At 49.7% G+C, this 17,793-nt stretch carries 17 protein-coding genes and 1 tRNA gene; 14 read left to right on the forward strand and 4 right to left on the reverse strand.

The window, feature by feature from the left end:
- Window positions 1-9: 9 nt before the first annotated feature.
- The 6 genes from AC812_RS13420 to prfB all read left to right on the forward strand — a co-directional run bounded on the left by AC812_RS13420 (window position 10) and on the right by prfB (window position 4,570).
- A complete protein-coding gene (locus AC812_RS13420) occupies window positions 10-615 on the forward strand; it encodes an ATP-dependent Clp protease proteolytic subunit (protein ID WP_061917297.1) in 606 nt (201 codons plus the stop codon).
- A 53-nt stretch (window positions 616-668) separates the two neighbouring features.
- On the forward strand, window positions 669-1,460 hold the full coding sequence (locus AC812_RS13425) for an HAD-IIA family hydrolase (RefSeq protein ID WP_061917300.1): 792 nt from the start codon (window positions 669-671) through the stop codon (window positions 1,458-1,460).
- Window positions 1,461-1,751, forward strand: a complete 291-nt coding sequence (locus AC812_RS18015; protein WP_201797715.1) for a radical SAM family protein — start codon at window positions 1,461-1,463, stop codon at window positions 1,749-1,751.
- A gap of 15 nt (window positions 1,752-1,766) precedes the next feature.
- Complete coding sequence (gene rlmN, locus AC812_RS13430) at window positions 1,767-2,549, forward strand: dual-specificity RNA methyltransferase RlmN (RefSeq protein WP_272897783.1); 783 nt, start codon at window positions 1,767-1,769, stop codon at window positions 2,547-2,549.
- Window positions 2,550-2,559: 10 nt separating this feature from the next.
- Window positions 2,560-3,468 carry a signal recognition particle-docking protein FtsY gene (ftsY, locus tag AC812_RS13435; RefSeq protein WP_061917303.1) on the forward strand — a complete coding sequence of 303 codons (909 nt, stop codon included), beginning with the start codon at window positions 2,560-2,562 and terminating at the stop codon, window positions 3,466-3,468.
- A gap of 21 nt (window positions 3,469-3,489) precedes the next feature.
- Window positions 3,490-4,570, forward strand: a protein-coding gene (gene prfB, locus AC812_RS13440) for a peptide chain release factor 2 (protein WP_236839264.1) whose coding sequence is annotated in 2 segments (ribosomal slippage) — window positions 3,490-3,555 and window positions 3,557-4,570 — 1,080 coding nt in all. Because the reading frame shifts where the segments join, the coding sequence is not laid out codon by codon here.
- A gap of 4 nt (window positions 4,571-4,574) precedes the next feature.
- On the opposite strand, the gene pfkA is transcribed toward prfB, so the two are convergent.
- Window positions 4,575-5,543, reverse strand: coding sequence for a 6-phosphofructokinase (gene pfkA, locus AC812_RS13445; RefSeq protein ID WP_061917932.1), 969 nt, complete (start codon window positions 5,541-5,543; stop codon window positions 4,575-4,577).
- A 233-nt stretch (window positions 5,544-5,776) separates the two neighbouring features.
- Here pfkA and AC812_RS13450 point away from each other — a divergent pair, with 233 nt between their 5' ends.
- The 8 genes from AC812_RS13450 to AC812_RS13485 all read left to right on the forward strand — a co-directional run bounded on the left by AC812_RS13450 (window position 5,777) and on the right by AC812_RS13485 (window position 15,462).
- Window positions 5,777-7,879: an FAD-dependent oxidoreductase gene (locus AC812_RS13450; protein ID WP_061917308.1), complete on the forward strand. Its 2,103-nt coding sequence runs from the start codon at window positions 5,777-5,779 to the stop codon at window positions 7,877-7,879.
- Window positions 7,872-9,038 carry an NAD(P)/FAD-dependent oxidoreductase gene (locus AC812_RS13455; RefSeq protein WP_061917311.1) on the forward strand — a complete coding sequence of 389 codons (1,167 nt, stop codon included), beginning with the start codon at window positions 7,872-7,874 and terminating at the stop codon, window positions 9,036-9,038. The genes AC812_RS13450 and AC812_RS13455 overlap by 8 nt, the downstream gene beginning before the upstream one ends.
- Window positions 9,039-9,122: 84 nt before the next feature.
- Entirely contained in the window at window positions 9,123-9,827 is a 705-nt protein-coding gene (locus AC812_RS13460) for an HAD family hydrolase (RefSeq protein ID WP_061917314.1), read from the forward strand.
- 82 nt (window positions 9,828-9,909) lie between these two features.
- Window positions 9,910-12,117: a RelA/SpoT family protein gene (locus tag AC812_RS13465; RefSeq protein ID WP_061917318.1), complete on the forward strand. Its 2,208-nt coding sequence runs from the start codon at window positions 9,910-9,912 to the stop codon at window positions 12,115-12,117.
- Window positions 12,118-12,133: 16 nt separating this feature from the next.
- Window positions 12,134-13,405 carry a molybdopterin molybdotransferase MoeA gene (locus AC812_RS13470; protein ID WP_061917321.1) on the forward strand — a complete coding sequence of 424 codons (1,272 nt, stop codon included), beginning with the start codon at window positions 12,134-12,136 and terminating at the stop codon, window positions 13,403-13,405.
- On the forward strand, window positions 13,402-13,836 hold the full coding sequence (locus AC812_RS13475; protein WP_061917324.1) for a vitamin K epoxide reductase family protein: 435 nt from the start codon (window positions 13,402-13,404) through the stop codon (window positions 13,834-13,836). Before AC812_RS13470 ends, AC812_RS13475 begins: the two co-directional genes overlap by 4 nt.
- 17 nt (window positions 13,837-13,853) lie before the next feature.
- Window positions 13,854-14,087, forward strand: a complete 234-nt coding sequence (locus tag AC812_RS18020) for a hypothetical protein (RefSeq protein WP_061917327.1) — start codon at window positions 13,854-13,856, stop codon at window positions 14,085-14,087.
- A 73-nt stretch (window positions 14,088-14,160) separates the two neighbouring features.
- Window positions 14,161-15,462 carry an MFS transporter gene (locus AC812_RS13485; protein ID WP_061917330.1) on the forward strand — a complete coding sequence of 434 codons (1,302 nt, stop codon included), beginning with the start codon at window positions 14,161-14,163 and terminating at the stop codon, window positions 15,460-15,462.
- On the opposite strand, the gene AC812_RS13490 is transcribed toward AC812_RS13485, so the two are convergent.
- From AC812_RS13490 to AC812_RS13500, 3 genes are all read right to left on the reverse strand, one after another.
- A complete protein-coding gene (locus tag AC812_RS13490) occupies window positions 15,423-15,797 on the reverse strand; it encodes a hypothetical protein (RefSeq protein ID WP_061917333.1) in 375 nt (124 codons plus the stop codon). The genes AC812_RS13485 and AC812_RS13490 overlap by 40 nt on opposite strands.
- A 133-nt stretch (window positions 15,798-15,930) precedes the next feature.
- Window positions 15,931-17,616, reverse strand: a complete 1,686-nt coding sequence (locus AC812_RS13495; protein WP_061917336.1) for a glutamine--tRNA ligase/YqeY domain fusion protein — start codon at window positions 17,614-17,616, stop codon at window positions 15,931-15,933.
- Window positions 17,617-17,678: 62 nt separating this feature from the next.
- Window positions 17,679-17,749: transfer RNA gene (locus tag AC812_RS13500), tRNA-Gln, on the reverse strand.
- Window positions 17,750-17,793 lie beyond the last annotated feature (44 nt).

The raw sequence follows: 17,793 nt of genomic DNA on the forward strand, positions 1-17,793 counted from the left end.
GGAGAAACCATGTCCATTCCGGCTTTTCAAAATATCATCCCTATGGTCATCGAAAGTACTGGCCGCGGTGAGCGTGCTTACGATATCTACTCGCTGCTTTTGAAAGAGCGCATCGTATTTGTTGGTACTCCAATTGATGACCAGATTGCTAACCTGATTGTAGCTCAACTGCTTTACCTGAGCAAAGAAGATCCCGATAAGGGTATCCAAATGTACATCAATTCCCCCGGTGGAATGATCTACGCAGGCATGGCAATCTACGACACCATGATGATGATCCCCAACAAAATCAGCACGGTAGCTGTTGGCGTTACCGCCTCGTTCGGCACGGTTCTGCTGGCAGCCGGCACCAAAGGACAACGCTATGCACTGCCCCATGCAACCATCCACATGCACCAGCCGCTCGGTGGTGCTTCGGGTCAGGCTTCGGACATCGAAATCCAGGCCAAAGAAATCCTGCGACTGAAATCGCGTTTGAACGAAATTCTGGCCGAATGCACTGGCCAGCCGTTGGAAGTCATCGAGCGGGATACCGAGCGGGATTTTTACATGGATGCCCAACAAGCAGTTGAATACGGGCTGGTGGATCAGGTTCTCACCCCACCGAAAAAATAACCCCTTTCCGGCAGGGTTAAGCAAAACCCTGCCGGAAACATCCCTTTTCTGACATGCTCCTCAATAATTTTCCGCAAATTAAAGCCCTCATTTTGGACATGGATGGCGTACTCTGGCGGGGAAAGCAGCCAATTGGTGACCTCGCCCGGATTTTTGAAAGAATTCAAAACCTTGGGCTCAAGTACACCTTTGCTACCAACAATGCAACTGGCAGCATCGGTCAATATGTGGATAAACTACGCTCCTTTGGGGTTGATGTTCAACCTCAACAGATCATCAACTCGCCAATCGCAGTTGCCCATTATCTCAAACAACTGCATCCGGAAGGGGGTGCAGTTTATTTGATTGGTGAAACCGGTTTAATCGAAGCCCTCGAACAAGCCGGTTTTCATCACGCTGAGGATGGTGTTGTGGCTGTGGTGGCCGGGTTGGATCGCCAGTTTACTTACGAAAAGTTACGCAAGGCATCTCTGCTGATACAAAAAGGTATCCCATTTATCGGAACCAACCCGGATAAGACCTTTCCCTCCCCCGAAGGGTTAACCCCCGGTGCCGGTTCCATTCTGGCTGCTATCGAAACGGCCAGTGGAACCCCACCCCAAATCATGGGAAAACCTTATCCTCATCTTTTTCAATTGGCGCTCCAACGTATGGGAACTCAACCGCACGAAACACTTGTGATCGGCGACCGCTTGGATACCGACATTTTGGGGGGAATGAATGCCGGTTGTAAAACCGCCTTGGTGCTTAGCGGGGTTACCGGTCTTGCCGAAGCCGAACAATTTCAACCCAAACCGGATTGGATTGCCAGCTCCCTCGGTGAATTGGTGGGGGTTGATTCCTGAATGGTTGAAAAAGAACCGCCCTCTCTAAAACCACTGATTTACGATCTCGATTATACCGATCTCGAGAATCTGGTCAGAGATTGGCAGCAGCCTTCGTTTCGTGCTCGTCAGATTTGGGAAGGCTTGTATCAAACATACTGGCGTAATCCCGAAGAATTTACCAACCTGCCGCTTTCTTTGAGACAAAGGTTGGCAGATAGTTTTCGGTTCATTTCATTAGAACCCATTCAAATCCTCCATTCCTCCGATCGGGAAACCATCAAAACGCTCTTCCAATTACCGGATGGATGAGCAATCGAAGCAGTATTGATGAAGTATGAGAAACGCCGCACGTTGTGTATCTCCACACAATCGGGCTGTGCGATGGGCTGCGTGTTTTGTGCTACGGGTCAAATGGGATTCAAGCGGAATTTGACCAGCGGTGAAATTGTCGAACAGGTTATTTATTACGCAAACCTGCTTCGCCGGGAAGGCGAATCGGTCACCAATATCGTCTTAATGGGTATGGGCGAGCCTTTCCATAACTACGATGCCACCATGGCCGCCATAGACCGGCTCAATCACCCATTGGGCATGAATTTAGGGGCGCGAAGGTTTACCATCTCAACCGTAGGACTGGTACCCATGATCCGCCGTTTTGCCGCAGAACAAAGACAGATTAATCTGGCTATCAGCCTGCATGCAGCCGATGACGAGCTACGCACCTCAATGCTGCCAGTTAACAAAAAATACCCGCTCAGCGAATTGATGGCAGCCTGTCGGGATTATGTTGCCCAAACCCACCGCCGCCTCACCTTTGAATGGGCATTAATCCAGAATGTGAATGATTCCGTTGAAACCGCCCGCAAACTCGCCCGGCTTTTGGAAGGTTTGTTGTGTCATGTCAATGTCATTCCCCTGAACCCCACACAAAAATACGCTGGAAAAGGAAGTACACGCGAGCGTGCCCTGGCGTTCAAGGCCGAATTGGAACGCCATGGTGTTCCCTGCACCATCCGCATCCGGCGCGGTATTGATATTCAGGCTGGCTGCGGTCAGCTGGCAATTCAACAAGCCCAAAACTCCCCTTCCAATCCCCTTATGATATAATCATCCCGCTATGGCAGAATTCTTCTCAAAATGGAAAGAGGCGCTCAACCGAACCAGTAAAGCTGCTTTTGGCAGACTGGCAACCGTATTTGGGGCAACCGAGATTGATGAATTCACCTGGGAAGAACTGGAAGCCCTCCTTCTTCAGGCTGATTTGGGCATCCAGACTACCCAGGAAATACTCAATGTCCTCCAGAAAAAAGCAGCCCAACAGGGTATTATTCGAGCCAGTGATCTACGCAACCTGCTGCGCAGTGAACTGATTCAACGCCTTGACCCCGCCCCGCCGATTGATCTGGACCACCACAAACCGGCAGTGGTGTTAATAGTCGGAGTAAATGGCTCCGGTAAAACCACCACCATTGCCAAACTGGGTAAAAAATACTCCCAGCAGGGCAAGAAAGTCCTGCTTGGCGCAGCCGATACCTTCCGTGCAGCAGCAGTGGATCAATTGGAAATTTGGGCCGAACGTCTTAACCTGCCCATTGTCAGCGGGCAGCCCAACGCTGATCCGGGAGCTGTGGCGTACGACACCATTCAAGCAGCCATTTCTCGGAATGTGGATTTAGTTTTTATAGATACGGCCGGTCGTCTGCATACCCGTTATAACTTGATGGAAGAATTAAAAAAAGTCTACCGCGTCAGCGGTAAGGCTTTACCGGGCGCACCTCACGCTACCTGGCTTGTGCTGGATGCCACTACTGGCCAAAATGCGCTCCAGCAGGCAAAAGCATTCAAAGAAGCCGTGCAGATTACCGGAATCATCCTTGCCAAACTCGATTCATCCGCCCGCGGGGGTATGGCATTTGCCATTCAAAAAGAATTAGGCATACCGATCCTGTTCGCCGGGTTGGGCGAACAACCGGATGACCTTCAACCTTTTGACCGCGAGGCTTTTGTGGATGGCATTCTGGCCTGAACCATTCATACGGGAGGAAGTATGCAGGAATTAATTGATCAACTGACGGAATATTCCCGTCAAATCCATGATCTAATGGAGCATCTTTGACTTCGCCAGAAAGAAGTCAGAACTCGAATTCCTCGAAAAACAAGCCGAAGATCCAACCTTGTGGGATGACCCGGTTCGTGCCCAACAACTGATGAAAAAACTTTCCGCTTTGCGGGAAGAAGTCCACGAGTGGGAAAAACTTCAAAAAAGAATCACCGATTTGCTCGATCTGGCACAAATGGAAGATGAAAGCCTGTTGCCGGAAATCGAACAAGAGGTGGAAGATCTGCAAAAAATCCTTGAACAAAAGGAATTAAGCACCCTGCTCTCCGGGCCTTATGATCAGGGGAATGCCCTGCTTGCAATCCATGCTGGCGCGGGTGGAACGGATTCACAGGATTGGGCGGCCATGCTCCAACGCATGTATCTTCGCTGGGCGGAGCGTTCCGGTTACGAGACCGAAATCCTGGACATGACCGAAGGGGAAGAAGCCGGCATCAAAAGCGTTACCATTGCCGTCAATGGAAAATATGCCTACGGCTACTTGAAATCCGAAAAAGGAGTTCATCGGCTCGTGCGGCTTTCTCCCTTTGATGCAGCCCATCGTCGTCACACCTCCTTTGCGCTGGTGGAGGTCCTGCCAGAAATTGAAGATGATGATGAAATTGTCATCAACCCGGAAGACGTCCGGATTGACATTTTTAAATCATCGGGGGCTGGTGGCCAAAATGTCCAGAAGAACGCCACGGCAGTGCGCCTTTTGCACCTGCCCACCGGTATCATTGTGACGTGTCAGAACGAACGTTCCCAAACCCAGAATCGCGAAAATGCATTTCGCGTTCTGAGAGCTCGCCTGGCAGCATTAAAACAGGAACAGCAGGAAAAAGAATTGGAAGCCCTGCGTGGTGAATATCAAAAAGCCGAGTGGGGTAGCCAGATACGTTCTTATGTCCTGCATCCTTATCAATTGGTCAAAGATCACCGCACCGATTACGAAACCGGCAACACACAAGCCGTCCTGGATGGCGAATTGGACGGCTTCATTGAGGCTTATTTACGCTGGAAACGCTAAACCGCTAATCCAGCATCTTTGCCAGTTCGAATAATTTCAGGTCAATTTGTTTTTTGTTGCTGACCACTTCCTCCAGCGGGGTTGTGCTCACCTGACTTTTGATCATACCGACCAGCACGCCGTATTCACCTCTTTCAAGGGCCTCAACGGCTCCGGCCCCAAGCCGGCTTGCCAGAATCCGATCATACGCGCCGGGGTCGCCTCCACGTTGAACATGCCCCAAGATGGTAACTCGTAGATCGAAACCCAGGCGCTCGCGGTGCTTTTCAAAATACGAACCAAGCTTGGTAGCATTGTACTGAGCGCCTTCAGCAACTACCACAATAGCGTGGGCTTTACCGCGCTCATAGGCGCGTACCAGTCGTTGAGCAATTTCCTCGGGGTCAACCTCAACCTCAGGTATGACCACCGCTTCTGCACCGCCGGCAATGGATGCCATCAAAGCCAGATAGCCACAATCCCGCCCCATCACTTCCACCAAAAAAGCGCGTTGGTGAGAAGATGCCGTAATTTTCAAGCGGTCAATGGCCTCCAGGGCAATATTCAATGCCGTATCCACCCCGATGGTGATGTCCGAACCATAGAGATCATTATCAATCGTCGAAGCCACCCCCACTACCGGAAAACCATGTCGGTGTAGCGCCAGTGAACCGGTTTGAGAACCGTTCCCACCGATCACCACCAAACCCTCAATCCCAAATTGATTCAATGAACGAATCGCCTTTAATTGTCCGGCCTCAGTCTTGAATTCTGGCGAACGGGCACTGCCCAGAATTGTACCGCCCCGCTGTAAAATTCCCCCCACATCTCTGGCGCCCAGAGGAAAAATTTTACCATCAATCAAGCCTTCATAGCCGTTGCGCACACCGTAAACTTCCCATCCGCGAATCGCTGCCGTTCGGACTACAGCCCGAATAGCCGCATTCATACCGGGTGCGTCCCCCCCGCTGGTTAACACAGCAATTCTACGCATGATCATACCCTCCGAAAATACTACTCTCCAATGATAGCTGTCTGTACGATTTTAACACAGTTTTGAGATACTGCCGCCTTTGGAATTGTGGCATTCCATCATCCTCTATGCAAAGAACAGGTGACACTCGTGAGCAAAAAAGCGGCAATATTTCAGTAGAAAGGCGAGTATGGGTTTGCTACAATCAGTACGGTAGTGGCAGGCAAATCCTGAACCACAGAAAAGGACTATCCATGTCTTCACGGCGAATTCAAAAGCACCCCATCCTGCCGGCAATCGAAAAACCAACCCTTACTTTTTTCTGGCAGGATCAACCCCTGGTGGCACACGTTGGTGAAACCATTGCATCAGCCCTGATTGCGAACAACATCCATGTATTCGGACATCATCCCAGAGACGAATCGCCTCTGGGAATTTTTTGTGCGAACGGGCAATGTGCCCAGTGCATGGTCATTGCTGATGGTAAACCGGTCAAATCCTGCATGGAATTGGTCAAAGAAGGGATACATGTTTATCCCGCAAACGGTCTGCCGGCTTTACCAAAGGATGACCTTCTTCCCCCCATGAAGGAGATCAAAACCCTGCAATATCCGGTCTTAATCATTGGAGGAGGGCCGGCTGGTCTTTCGGCTGCCATTGAATTAGGGAAGCATGGCGTTTCGGTTTTGCTGGTGGACGATAAACATCGGCTTGGAGGAAAACTGGTTTTGCAAACCCACCGTTTCTTTGGTTCCAGCGAGGCGGTTTTCGCCGGAACTCGGGGAATTGACATTGCTACCCGTCTTGAACAAGAAGTCAGATCATTTCCCTCCATAGACATCTGGTTGAACAGCACTGCCCTGGCCGTATTCGAAGATCAAAAAGTGGGTATTCTAAAAAATAACCACGAGTATGTATTGGTTCAGCCGCAAGTTTTGCTGGTTGCCTGCGGCGCCAGGGAGAAATTTCTTGCATTCGATGGAAATGGATTGCCAGGCGTCATTGGCGCCGGGGCTTTCCAAACCCTGGTAAACCGGGATCTGGTCAAACCATGTGACCGATTATTTATCGTGGGCGGCGGCAACGTCGGCTTAATTGCCGGCTATCACGCTTTGCAGGCAGGCATTGAGGTCGTTGGACTGGTCGAAGCCTTACCAGAATGTGGGGGTTACAAAGTCCACAAAGATAAACTGGTGCGCATGGGGGTGCCGATCTACACTTCCCACACAATAGTAAGCGCCAACGGGAAAGATCGGGTTGAATCGGTGACCATTGCTCAGATTAACGAAAATTTTAAACCCATTCCAGGCACGGAACAACATTTTGAGTGCGATTGTGTGCTGATTGCGGTCGGTCTGGATCCAGTAAACGAATTCTATCAAAAAGCGCTCAAATACAACCTGCCCGCCTTTGTTGCCGGTGATGCTGAGGAAATCGCCGAAGCGTCTGCTGCCATTTTTTCCGGCAAAATAAAAGGGCTGGAAATTGTCCGTCACCTTGGACATCCCGAGGTTGAAATTCCTCCAGATTGGTACCAAACCGGCGAAATCCTCAAATCCAAACCCGGTAAAATTTACTCGGAGCAGTTACCCGAATTAGATGGTGGGATTTTACCGGTGATTCATTGTCAGCAGGAAATCCCGTGCAACCCCTGCACAACCTTGTGTCCACTGGAATTGATCGTGATTGAAAGCGAGGATATTCGCGGTGTTCCGCACTTTATTGGAGGTAACTACAATTGCAAAGGTTGCGGAAAATGCGTGGCAGGTTGTCCTGGTCTTGCTGTTACCTTGGTAAACAGCCGAAAAGACCCCCAAAACCCGATTGTTTCAATTCCTTACGAATTTCCACGGGAGAGCTTAGAAGGCAAGGAAACTGTGACCGTCATTGATATCGATGGAGCAGATCTAGGTGATGTGCCGTTGGTCGGCATCCATGCTATTCCTGACAATGACCGAACCTTAATTGTACGAGTTCAGGCACCTCGTGCAATCGCTACCCGCATCGCCGGCATACGCCTCCAGCCGCCTGAATTGACGCGCCCCCTTGATCACGATATTGAAGCAATTAAAAACGAAACCATCGTATGCCGTTGCGAGCATGTAACCGCCGGAGAAATCCGTGAACTGATCCGGCAAGGCTATCGGGATATCAATGAAATCAAAGCGCTATCACGTGCCGGTATGGGAGCTTGCGGCTCCAAAACCTGCGGCAATATCATCCTGCGCCTTTTCCGCGAAGAGGGCATTCCATTGGATCAGGTGACCGAAAATACCCGACGGCCGCTTTTCGTTGAAGTTCCGCTTGGAGCTTTTGCAGGTATTTCAATGGAGGATGAGGAAGATCACCATGCCTGAATCCAATCACAGTCATTATGAGGTCATCATCATCGGGGCCGGATCAATTGGCACGCCGGCAGCCTTCTTTCTCGCCCTTAATGGGATTAAGACGCTGGTGATTGACCGGGCTGCCAGCCCAGGCCAGGAATCAAATAAACGCGCCATCGGTGGTATACGCGCAACCCATTCTGACCCCGCCAAAATCCGCCTTGGCTTACGCAGCATAGAGATCTTTTCAACCTGGAAAGATACCTACGGGGATGATATTGAATGGTATCCCGGCGGTTATGTATTTGTGGCTTATCGGGAACGCGAGGAAAAAATCCTCAAAGAATTGTTGGTTAAACAGCATTCTTTTGGCCTGAATATCCACTGGTTGGATAAAAAACAATTGTTGGAAGTGGTTCCCGATTTGAATCCAAATAATCTGATCGGCGGCACCTACTCCCCAGAAGATGGCAGCGCTTCACCCATGTTGGCGGTTCACGCTTTTTACCGTCATGCCCGTCGCCTGGGTGCCGAGTTTCATTTCAATGAAACAGTCCAGAAATTTACATTGAAAAACGGGGAAATTCAAGCTGTTCATACCGACCACGCCACATACACGGCGGATATCGTCATCAACGCAGCAGGCGGGCATGCCAGGCAAATTGGAGAACTTGCCGGACTTGACCTGCCCGTTTTTCCCGACTCACATGAAGCAGCGATCACCGAACCCGTTACCCGATTTCTCAACCCGATGATTGTGGATATCCGGCCGGCACCAGGCTCCTCCAATTTTTATTTTTACCAGCACCTTACCGGGCAAATTGTGTTTTGCATCACCCCTTCACCCAATATCTGGGGAACGGATACTGAGGAAACCAGTCAATTTCTGCCAATGGTATCACGTCGCATGATCGAAGTGATGCCGCGCCTGAAACATATCCGTGTCCGCCGCACATGGCGGGGTCTTTACCCCATGACCCCCGATGGGTTTCCAATAATCGGTTATGCCCAAAATCCGCGCAACTTCCTGCTGGCAGTCGGAATGTGCGGACAGGGCTTCATGCTCGGGCCAGGTGTGGGAGAACTGCTGGCGCGTTTGGTGCTGAACGAAACCGAGCCGGATGACGAGGTCATCCTTCAAATCCTTTCACCACAACGTCAGTTTGCCGGGCAGGAAATGCTGAAATAAGCCGTACCTTATGGTATCATTGGCAGCGCACTCTGCTGGTATTCAGAGTGTAAATTTTCTTATAGATGTTTCTGGATACTCATTATGATTTCGCCGATTAGCGCCTTGATCTTTGACTTTGACGGTCTGATAATGGATACCGAAAGCCCCGAATTTGAAACATGGCAGGAAATGTTTCGAGAATTTGGGGCAGAACTCAAATTTGAAGAATGGGTTGCCTGTCTGGGGACCTCTGCAGCGGCATTTGATGCCGCCGGAATTCTTTATCAACGTACCGGTATTACCACTGATAATCATACCCTCTGGACAGAGCAAAAGCGACGCTCCATTCAAAAAGCAAATCAATTGCAGCCATTACCGGGAGTAGTCCATTTGCTGGAAGAAGCCAAAAGTGCTGGTATGGTTCTAGCCGTTGCCTCCAGTTCACCACGCGCTTGGGTCCAGGGTCATCTCGAACGGCTGGATTTATGTTCATACTTTCGATTTATACTAACAAAAGAGGATGTCCAGACGGTCAAACCTGCTCCTGACCTCTACTTGAAAGCCATCCAGATGCTTCAGGTAGAGCCTGCCCAGGCAATCGCCCTGGAAGATTCACCCAACGGAATAAAAGCTGCCCGGCAGGCAGGTCTTTTTTGCATTGCAATTCCCAACCCTATCAGTATAAGGTTAGATTTATCAGAGGCAAACCTGATTTTAAAAAGCCTCACCGAATTAAATCTCCAACAACTGGCGGAAATCGTCACCCACCACAACAACGGTCATTCCCCAGTGAAGATCAAGGTTTAAACTTTTCTTATTTCACACCTTGAAAGTCGGGCGGGAAAAGGTATACTTACAACCATAAATAACCAGTGAAAACGGGCGCAGCATGAAAATTGACAGCCTGATGGAAATTCTGCCGCAAAATTACTCGGTGGTTGACCGGGAGATGGTGATGCGTGCTTATCGCTTTGCCGAAGCCGCTCACCAGGGGCAAAAACGCGCCTCCGGTGAACCCTATGTGAGTCACTGTCTGGCAGTTGCCGCCATTCTGGCTGAAATGCAGGTACCCCCGGCAGTCGTCATCGCTGGTTTACTTCATGATACGGTTGAAGACACCATAGTAACCCTCGATGATATCCGTAAAGAATTTGGCGACGAAGTTGCCAGATTGGTTGACGGGGTGACCAAATTAACCAATCTCCCACGAGTCTCCCGCGGTGATCAGCATGGCGGTAGTGCAATCGCCGATGAAGACCTGCTCCCCGAACCGGTTGAAACGACTACACGCAGCCGGCGCAAGGACATGACCAATGAAACCCTGCGTAAAGTCTTTCTGGCAATGGGAGACGACATCCGGGTGGTCTTGATTAAACTGGCTGACCGCCTGCATAATATGCGCACGCTGGGTTACATGCCGGAAGAAAAGCGCAAACGCATTGCCCAGCAAACGCTGGATATCTTCGCGCCCCTCGCTAACCGCCTCGGTATCTGGCAGATCAAGTGGGAACTGGAAGACCTGGCGTTTCGCTATGTCAACCCGGAAAAATACCGCGAAATTGCCGAAAATCTGGCAGAACGGCGTCAGGATCGCGAGCGTCAGATTCAGCAAATTATCCAACGAATGCAAACCATCCTCCGGGAAAACGGGATTAAGGCTGAAATCAGCGGCCGCCCAAAACACATTTATTCCATCTACAAAAAGATGGTTGAAAAGGGAAAAACCTTTGAAATGGTACGCGACCTGCGTGCAGTGCGTTGCATTGTTAAAGATATCCCTTCCTGCTACGCAGCGCTGGGGGTCATTCATACCCATTGGCGTCCCATCCCGCAGGAATTTGACGACTATATCGCAGCACCCAAGGACAATTTTTATCAATCGCTCCATACTGCCGTTATTTACGATGACGGTAAACCGCTGGAAGTGCAAATCCGCACGATGGAAATGCACCAGAACGCCGAATACGGTATCGCTGCACACTGGCGTTACAAAGAACGCGGGCCAAAAGATGAACTTTACGAACAACGCATCAACTGGTTGCGAAAGTTAATGGAATGGCGTCAGGAAATTGAAGATGCCCAGGAATTTGTGGAAGGCATGAAAAGTGACGTCTTCCAGGATCGCGTGTATGTCTTTACTCCCCGCGGAGATATCATTGATTTACCGGCCGGCTCGACCCCCATTGATTTTGCCTACCATGTCCATACCGAAATTGGCAACCGTTGTCGGGGGGCTAAAGTAAACGGCAAATTGGTTACCTTAGATTACACCCTCAAAACCGGTGATCAAGTCGAAATCCTGACCGCCAAACAGGGCGGTCCCAGTCGCGACTGGCTCAACCCCTCATTAGGATTGGTGAAAACCCAGCGTGCCAGATCGAAAATCCGGGCGTGGTTCAAAAAGCAAGACCGCGAACAAAACCTGACCCAGGGTAAAGCCATGTTCGAGAAAGAATTGCGCCGCCTTGGGATTACCGATGTGGATGTTGAAAAGCTGGCACAGGATTTTGACTTTAAGAACGCGGATGATTTGTATGTTGCCATCGGATGCGGGGACATTGGCCTGGGCAGGGTGATTAACCGTATCAGCGATGATAATGCCAAGAAAGATCCCTTCATTTTTACCTTGCACCAACCTAAGGAAAGTAAACCTCCCGGAAATGGTGTTACCGTCCTTGGGTTGAAAGGCTTATTGACCACCTTTGCTCGTTGTTGTAATCCGGCCCCCGGTGATGAAATTGTCGGCTACATTACTCGCGGACGCGGCGCGACGATTCATCGTCAGGACTGCCCGAATGTACTGCGTTTGAAAGAACGCGAACGGATTGTCAAAGTGACATGGGGTGAACCCCATCAAACTTATCCGGTTCATGTACTGGTAAAAGCTTATGACCGTCAGGGGCTAATGAACGACATTTCGATGATTATCAGTAACGAAGAGGTGAATTTACTCGATATTGACTTGAAAGTCACCCATAATCTGGCATCGATTCACATGGTGGTTGAAGTCAGTGATATCAATCAACTCAGCCGGGTTCTGACCCGGATCGAGAACCTTCCGAACGTTCTGGAAGCCCATCGCACCAATCCGGGTTAAAGACGAGGACGATCCCATGACGGATTTAATATCGGTTAATCAAGCGCTTTCACAAATCCTCTCTGAATTCTCGTCACTGCCACCAGAAGAGATCGAAATATCCGAAGCGCTTTTCCGTACACTGGCTGAAGATATCCACTCGCCCTTCGACCTGCCGTTGTTTTCCAATTCGAGTGTAGATGGCTTTGCAGTCTGTGCCTCAAAAGATATCCGTGCCGGTTTGAGAGGAAATTTTACCCTGCCTGTGGTAGGCGATATTCCCGCAGGCGTACAAACCAACCTCCGGCTTGGAAAAGGTGAAACCGCTCGCATTATGACCGGCGCCCCCCTACCGGAAGGAGCAGATGCCGTATTACCTGTCGAAGACACCAGTTATCCGTACCGTGACGGTTCCGCACCGCTTCCCACCGAAGTGACTTTTTACCGCTTTCCCAAGCCGGGAGAAAATGTCCGTCCACGCGGTCAGGATGTTCAAAAAGGCCAGAAATTACTCATCAAAGGCAGAAAACTCCAGCCCCAAGATATTGGCATGCTGGCAACACTCGGACTTGACCGAATACCCGTCGTCCGAAAGCCAAGAATTGCCCTCTTTTCCAGCGGTGATGAATTGCTGTCTCCCGGTATTCCTCCCCAACCCGGTAAAATATTTGATGCCAACAGTTATTCACTGGGGCTGCTGGCCCAGCGTGAAGGCGCCGAAGTCATCCGTCTGGGGGTTGCCAGGGATCAGTATCAAGCCGTAGTGGATTTGTTCGAGAAGGCCAAAAACGCCAATACCGACCTGATTCTGACCTCTGCTGGTGTGAGTGTGGGTGCTTTCGATTTTGTTCGTCAGGTATTGGAAGAACACGGGCAGGTCAAACTCTGGCGAGTCAATATGCGCCCCGGAAAACCCCTGACGTACGGTTCATTTGCCGGTATACCGGTTATCAGCCTGCCGGGCAATCCCGTTTCTGCATTCGTTGGTTTTCTGGTGTTTGTTCGCCCGGTCATTGCAAAACTTACTGGACTGGAACCCACCCCACCCGCCACCCTACCGGTCATCCTTGAGCATCCCGTGCTTTCGGATGGAAGAGAAAGCTACTTGCGTGCCATTGTCCAAAAAACGCAAGATGGTTTTGTTGCTCGCCTTACCGGGCATCAGGGATCTGGCAATTTGTACTCCCTGGTTCAGGCAAACGCTTTACTGATTATCCCCGCGGGTGTAAAATCATTGCCTGCCGGAGAAACTGTTCAGGCTTGGTTGCTGGATGATGAACCATTACCGGTATTGGAGAAACCTGAATGAGGCTTTGGAAAAGAATTGCATTGCTCACGGCATGGGTTGGCGTACTCGACTCGATTTACCTGACAATTCTAAAGTTAAGCAACAATAAATCATTATGTATTCAGGGAGTTGGCGATTGCTGGTCGGTCAATACCAGCATTTATTCGGAAATTTTTGGAATTCCCATCGCCATACTGGGATTGGGTGCCTATGGGTTTATTCTCATGTTGCTGTGGGCGGAACGGCGCAGCCGTTTGGTCCATCAATATGCCGATTTTATCCTGTTCGGTGTCACATTAATCGGCATTATTTACTCAACCTACTTGACGTACCTTGAAATTGCGGTTATAAAAGCGATTTGTCCGTTCTGTGTGGTTTCAGCAGTCGCAATGTTGATTTTGTTTATTTATTCAGTTAAGAGACTGTTTGAACCGAGCGGCGATGAATCTTAGCTCCTCAGGAGGATCGAATGCCAAAAATCCGCTGCCACTATATTGATTGCGCTTTCCTCGACGATGGTTATTGCAGTGCTGCACTCGTAGAAATTGACCCCGATTCGGGCTGCCTCACCTACTCTCCCACCGCCGAGAGTGAACATGAGGATGAGTGGGACGAAGAAGAAATCGAAGAATGGGAAGATTTAGAAGAGGAACTGGAAGAAGAAGACGAAGATTGGATTGACGACGACGAAGAAGAGTTCTAATTTTGATATTTCCTTTGGGCAATACCCCGGATAAGGCTGGGATTCCGGGGTTTTTTTGTGAAAATTGGATGCAATGGCACAGGAAAATCTTCTCCAAAAGAGTTTACGGTTCAACACCATTGTCAACCTGATCGATGGGGGATTTTTTGGATTTGCCCTGGGTCTTGCCTCATTTAGCACGGTAATTCCTCTTTTTATCGCCAACTTTACCGATTCGGCCGCCTGGATCGGTCTGGTTCCCGCTATCCATGCCGTAGGCTGGCAATTTCCGCAATTATTGACTGCCCGCTGGGTCAGCCGCATGAAACGTTTCAAACCGTTTGTGTTGTTTATGACGGTGCAGGAGCGTCTTCCTTTTTTAGGACTGGCATTACTGGCATGGTGGTCTCCGGCGATTGATAATCGGCTTACGCTGACCATTGCATTCTCGCTTCTCATCTGGCAAGGAGTTGGCGGAGGATTGACCGCAAATGCCTGGCAAAATTTCATCGGAAAAATCATCCCCTACAACCTGCGGGCTACTTTCTTTGGCGCTCAATCAGCAGCAGCCAACCTCTTAGGTGGAATTGGGGCGATTCTGGCCGGCTTTCTACTGGAACGGCTTGATTTTCCAACCAATTTTATGGTTTGTTTTCTGCTTGCCAGTGGGATGATGGTCGTATCGTGGGTGTTCCTTTCCCTCAGCCGCGAACCCGATCACCCAATAGACTCGCAGCCGGATAATCAAAAGGTTTTCTGGCAAAAAGTCCTGGTGATTATCCGCAAGGATCGCCCCTTCCGCTGGTTTATCATCAGCCGAATTCTGTTTCAATTTGCAACCATGGCTGCCGCTTTCTATACGGTCTATGCGGTCAAAGTGCTCGGCATGGGAGAAGTTGCTGCCGGTGTAATGACCAGCATCCTGTTTATCGTTCAGGTTGTCTCCAACATGGCGTTTGGCTGGCTGGCAGATCGAAAAGGCCGATTGCCGGTGTTGATGATCGGAGCATTGTGTTCGGTCATCGCTGCTGGCGCAGCCTGGCTTGCTCCGGATTACAACTGGTTTTATGCCATTATGATTTTTGCCGGAATGGCAAGTTCGGTTTTCTGGACAATTGGCATTGCCGTCAGCCTTGAATTTGGGACGGAACAGGAACGCCCGACCTATGTTGGTTTGGCCAATACACTCATCGCCCCCAGTGCAATCCTTGCGCCGCTGTTGGGCGGCTGGTTAGCCGATTGGGTGAGCTATCGTCTGACTTTTCTGGTATCGGCTTTGTTTGGGCTATTGACCTGGTTGATTCTCTTCTTGTTTGTCCGCATCCCACAAAAAGCCCCCCTACCCGCAGCATTGGCTTATTCTGCTGATCCCCCTCTCGAAACACGAAACCAATGATAGGCAAAAAAATAAAGCGGTGAAATCAGAATCACAAAAAAGAACAAGAACATCTTGGGTATTCCCAAAGTCCATAAAAACATCAACGAAAAAATTACGATCAATACTGACCCGGCTTTTTCGTTTTTGAGCGCCACAACATAACCGCTAATCATCCCCAATTGAAATACCAGATTCAAGGGAAAATTATTTTCGATTAAATCCGGTTGCTGAAAAAAGATTTCGACCTGATTGATAAAGAAAGCCCCCATCAATAATAGCATCACCACACAGAAAAATCGGCCAATCCAAATGACTTTAAACCGATTGAACTTAAAAAGGGGTTCATCATCCATGCCAACACCAATAAAATGATTATATAATGTTTACTGATTTAGTACACAAAACTGTATTTTTTCAAAGAAATTCATAATAAAAATGCACCCGATTGATTACCGGGTGCCTTCTTTACGTTTACCATAACCGTTTTTACTTCATTTTCTGCTCAATTTTTGCCCAGGTATCCCGCAAAGTGACCGTCAGGTTGAAAACCAAAAGCGAATCGCTAGTATCCGGGTCAACACAAAAGAAACCCTTGCGTTCAAATTGGAAGCGGTCGCCCGGTTTTGCCTGAGCGAGGCTTTTTTCCACTTTGCATCCGGAAATAACCTTCATTGACTCGGGATTCAGATAATCGAGAAAAGTCTTGCCCTCTTCCGGTTGGCTAGGGTTGGGAACGGTGAACAGGCGGTCATACCAGCGTACTTCGGCATCCAGCGCGTGTGAGGCTGATACCCAATGGATGGTGCCTTGAACTTTTCGGCCATCCGGCGCGTAACCACCGCGCGTTTCCGGATCATAGGTGCAGTGGATTTCGCTCACCAGACCTGTTTGCGGATCTTTGACATAATCCACGCACTTGATGATGTAACCCCAGCGTAATCGCACCTCGCGGCCGGGAGCAAGACGGTAGTATTTTGGCGGGGGTTCTTCCCGAAAATCGTCCCTTTCGATATAAAGCTCACGGCTGAAAGGTACCTTGCGCGTTCCAGCAGCGGGGTCTTCCGGGTTGTTGATGGCTTCCAATTCTTCCACCTGCCCTTCCGGATAATTGACAATAATCAACTTCACCGGATCAATCACAGCCATCACCCGCGGGGCACGCAAGTTTAAGTCATCCCTGACCGCACTTTCCAACAGGGCTACATCCACCACGCTCTCTTTTTTGGAAACCCCCACCATGCCAATAAATTTACGAATGGCTTCGGGAGTGTAACCCCGACGGCGCATCCCTCGCAAGGTCGGCATGCGAGGGTCATCCCATCCGCGCACATGCCCTTCTTCAACCAGTTGTTTCAAAAATCGCTTGCTCAGAATGGTATAGGTCAGGTTGAGTCGCGCAAATTCAATTTGACGACTCGGGAAAATACCCAACTCACGGATAAACCACTCATACAGGGGCCGATGGTCCTCATACGCCAAATCACAAAGAGAATGGGTGATCCCTTCAATCGAATCGCATTGTCCGTGGGCAAAATCGTACATGGGGTAAATACACCATTGATTACCGGTCCGGTGATGCGTTGCGTGAATGATACGGTACATGACCGGATCGCGCATGTTAATGTTTCCAGAGGCCATATCAATTTTGGCCCGTAATACACACGCACCCTCTGGAAATTCACCTTTGCGCATTCGTTCAAAGAGGTCCAAATTTTCTTCAACGGTTCGATTGCGGTAGGGGCTTTCCCGGCCAGGTTCTGTCAGAGTACCCCGGTATTCTCGGATTTCCTCCGGGCTGAGATGGCACACATAGGCCTTCCCCTTCTTGATCAGTTGAACTGCAAACTCGTATAATTGCTCAAAATAATCCGAGGCGTAAAATTCCCGATCACCCCAATCAAACCCCAACCAGCGGATATCTTCTTTGATCGCTTCCACGTACTCTACATCTTCTTTGACCGGATTTGTATCATCAAACCGCAGGTTGGTTGTTCCACCAAACGCCTGAGCAGTTTCAAAATCAATGCAAATGGCTTTGGCGTGTCCAATGTGCAAATATCCGTTCGGTTCGGGTGGAAAACGGGTGCGTACATAATTGAATCTTCCCGATTCGAGGTCTTCCCTCACTGCATCGAGAATGAAGTTACTGGATTCTTGGGATTGATCGGTCATTTAGAAAACCTCCTGCAGATTAGAGAAAAGCACCCTCTCGAAAGGGTGCTTTCGCCATCAGGCTGGGGGCAGAGGATTCGAACCCCTATCAACAGATCCAGAGTCTGCTGTCCTGCCGTTGGACGAGCCCCCAAATCTAACGAGCCACATTCTATCACTTTTCCATATGGCTGTCTA

Source organism: Bellilinea caldifistulae (genome assembly GCF_001306055.1).
Taxonomy (GTDB): Bacteria; Chloroflexota; Anaerolineae; order Anaerolineales; family Anaerolineaceae; genus Bellilinea; species Bellilinea caldifistulae.

Coding starts and splice junctions, on each gene's coding strand:
- ftsY (WP_061917303.1), top strand. CDS start 2,560: ATGGCAGAATTCTTCTCAAAATGGAAAGAGGCGCTCAACCGAACCAGT.
- AC812_RS13450 (WP_061917308.1), top strand. CDS start 5,777: ATGTCTTCACGGCGAATTCAAAAGCACCCCATCCTGCCGGCAATCGAA.
- AC812_RS13475 (WP_061917324.1), top strand. CDS start 13,402: ATGAGGCTTTGGAAAAGAATTGCATTGCTCACGGCATGGGTTGGCGTA.
- AC812_RS13495 (WP_061917336.1), bottom strand. CDS start 17,616: ATGACCGATCAATCCCAAGAATCCAGTAACTTCATTCTCGATGCAGTG.
- AC812_RS13460 (WP_061917314.1), top strand. CDS start 9,123: ATGATTTCGCCGATTAGCGCCTTGATCTTTGACTTTGACGGTCTGATA.
- AC812_RS13425 (WP_061917300.1), top strand. CDS start 669: ATGCTCCTCAATAATTTTCCGCAAATTAAAGCCCTCATTTTGGACATG.
- pfkA (WP_061917932.1), bottom strand. CDS start 5,543: ATGCGTAGAATTGCTGTGTTAACCAGCGGGGGGGACGCACCCGGTATG.
- AC812_RS13470 (WP_061917321.1), top strand. CDS start 12,134: ATGACGGATTTAATATCGGTTAATCAAGCGCTTTCACAAATCCTCTCT.
- AC812_RS13490 (WP_061917333.1), bottom strand. CDS start 15,797: ATGGATGATGAACCCCTTTTTAAGTTCAATCGGTTTAAAGTCATTTGG.
- AC812_RS13455 (WP_061917311.1), top strand. CDS start 7,872: ATGCCTGAATCCAATCACAGTCATTATGAGGTCATCATCATCGGGGCC.
- AC812_RS18020 (WP_061917327.1), top strand. CDS start 13,854: ATGCCAAAAATCCGCTGCCACTATATTGATTGCGCTTTCCTCGACGAT.
- AC812_RS13465 (WP_061917318.1), top strand. CDS start 9,910: ATGAAAATTGACAGCCTGATGGAAATTCTGCCGCAAAATTACTCGGTG.
- AC812_RS13485 (WP_061917330.1), top strand. CDS start 14,161: ATGGCACAGGAAAATCTTCTCCAAAAGAGTTTACGGTTCAACACCATT.
- AC812_RS18015 (WP_201797715.1), top strand. CDS start 1,461: ATGGTTGAAAAAGAACCGCCCTCTCTAAAACCACTGATTTACGATCTC.
- AC812_RS13420 (WP_061917297.1), top strand. CDS start 10: ATGTCCATTCCGGCTTTTCAAAATATCATCCCTATGGTCATCGAAAGT.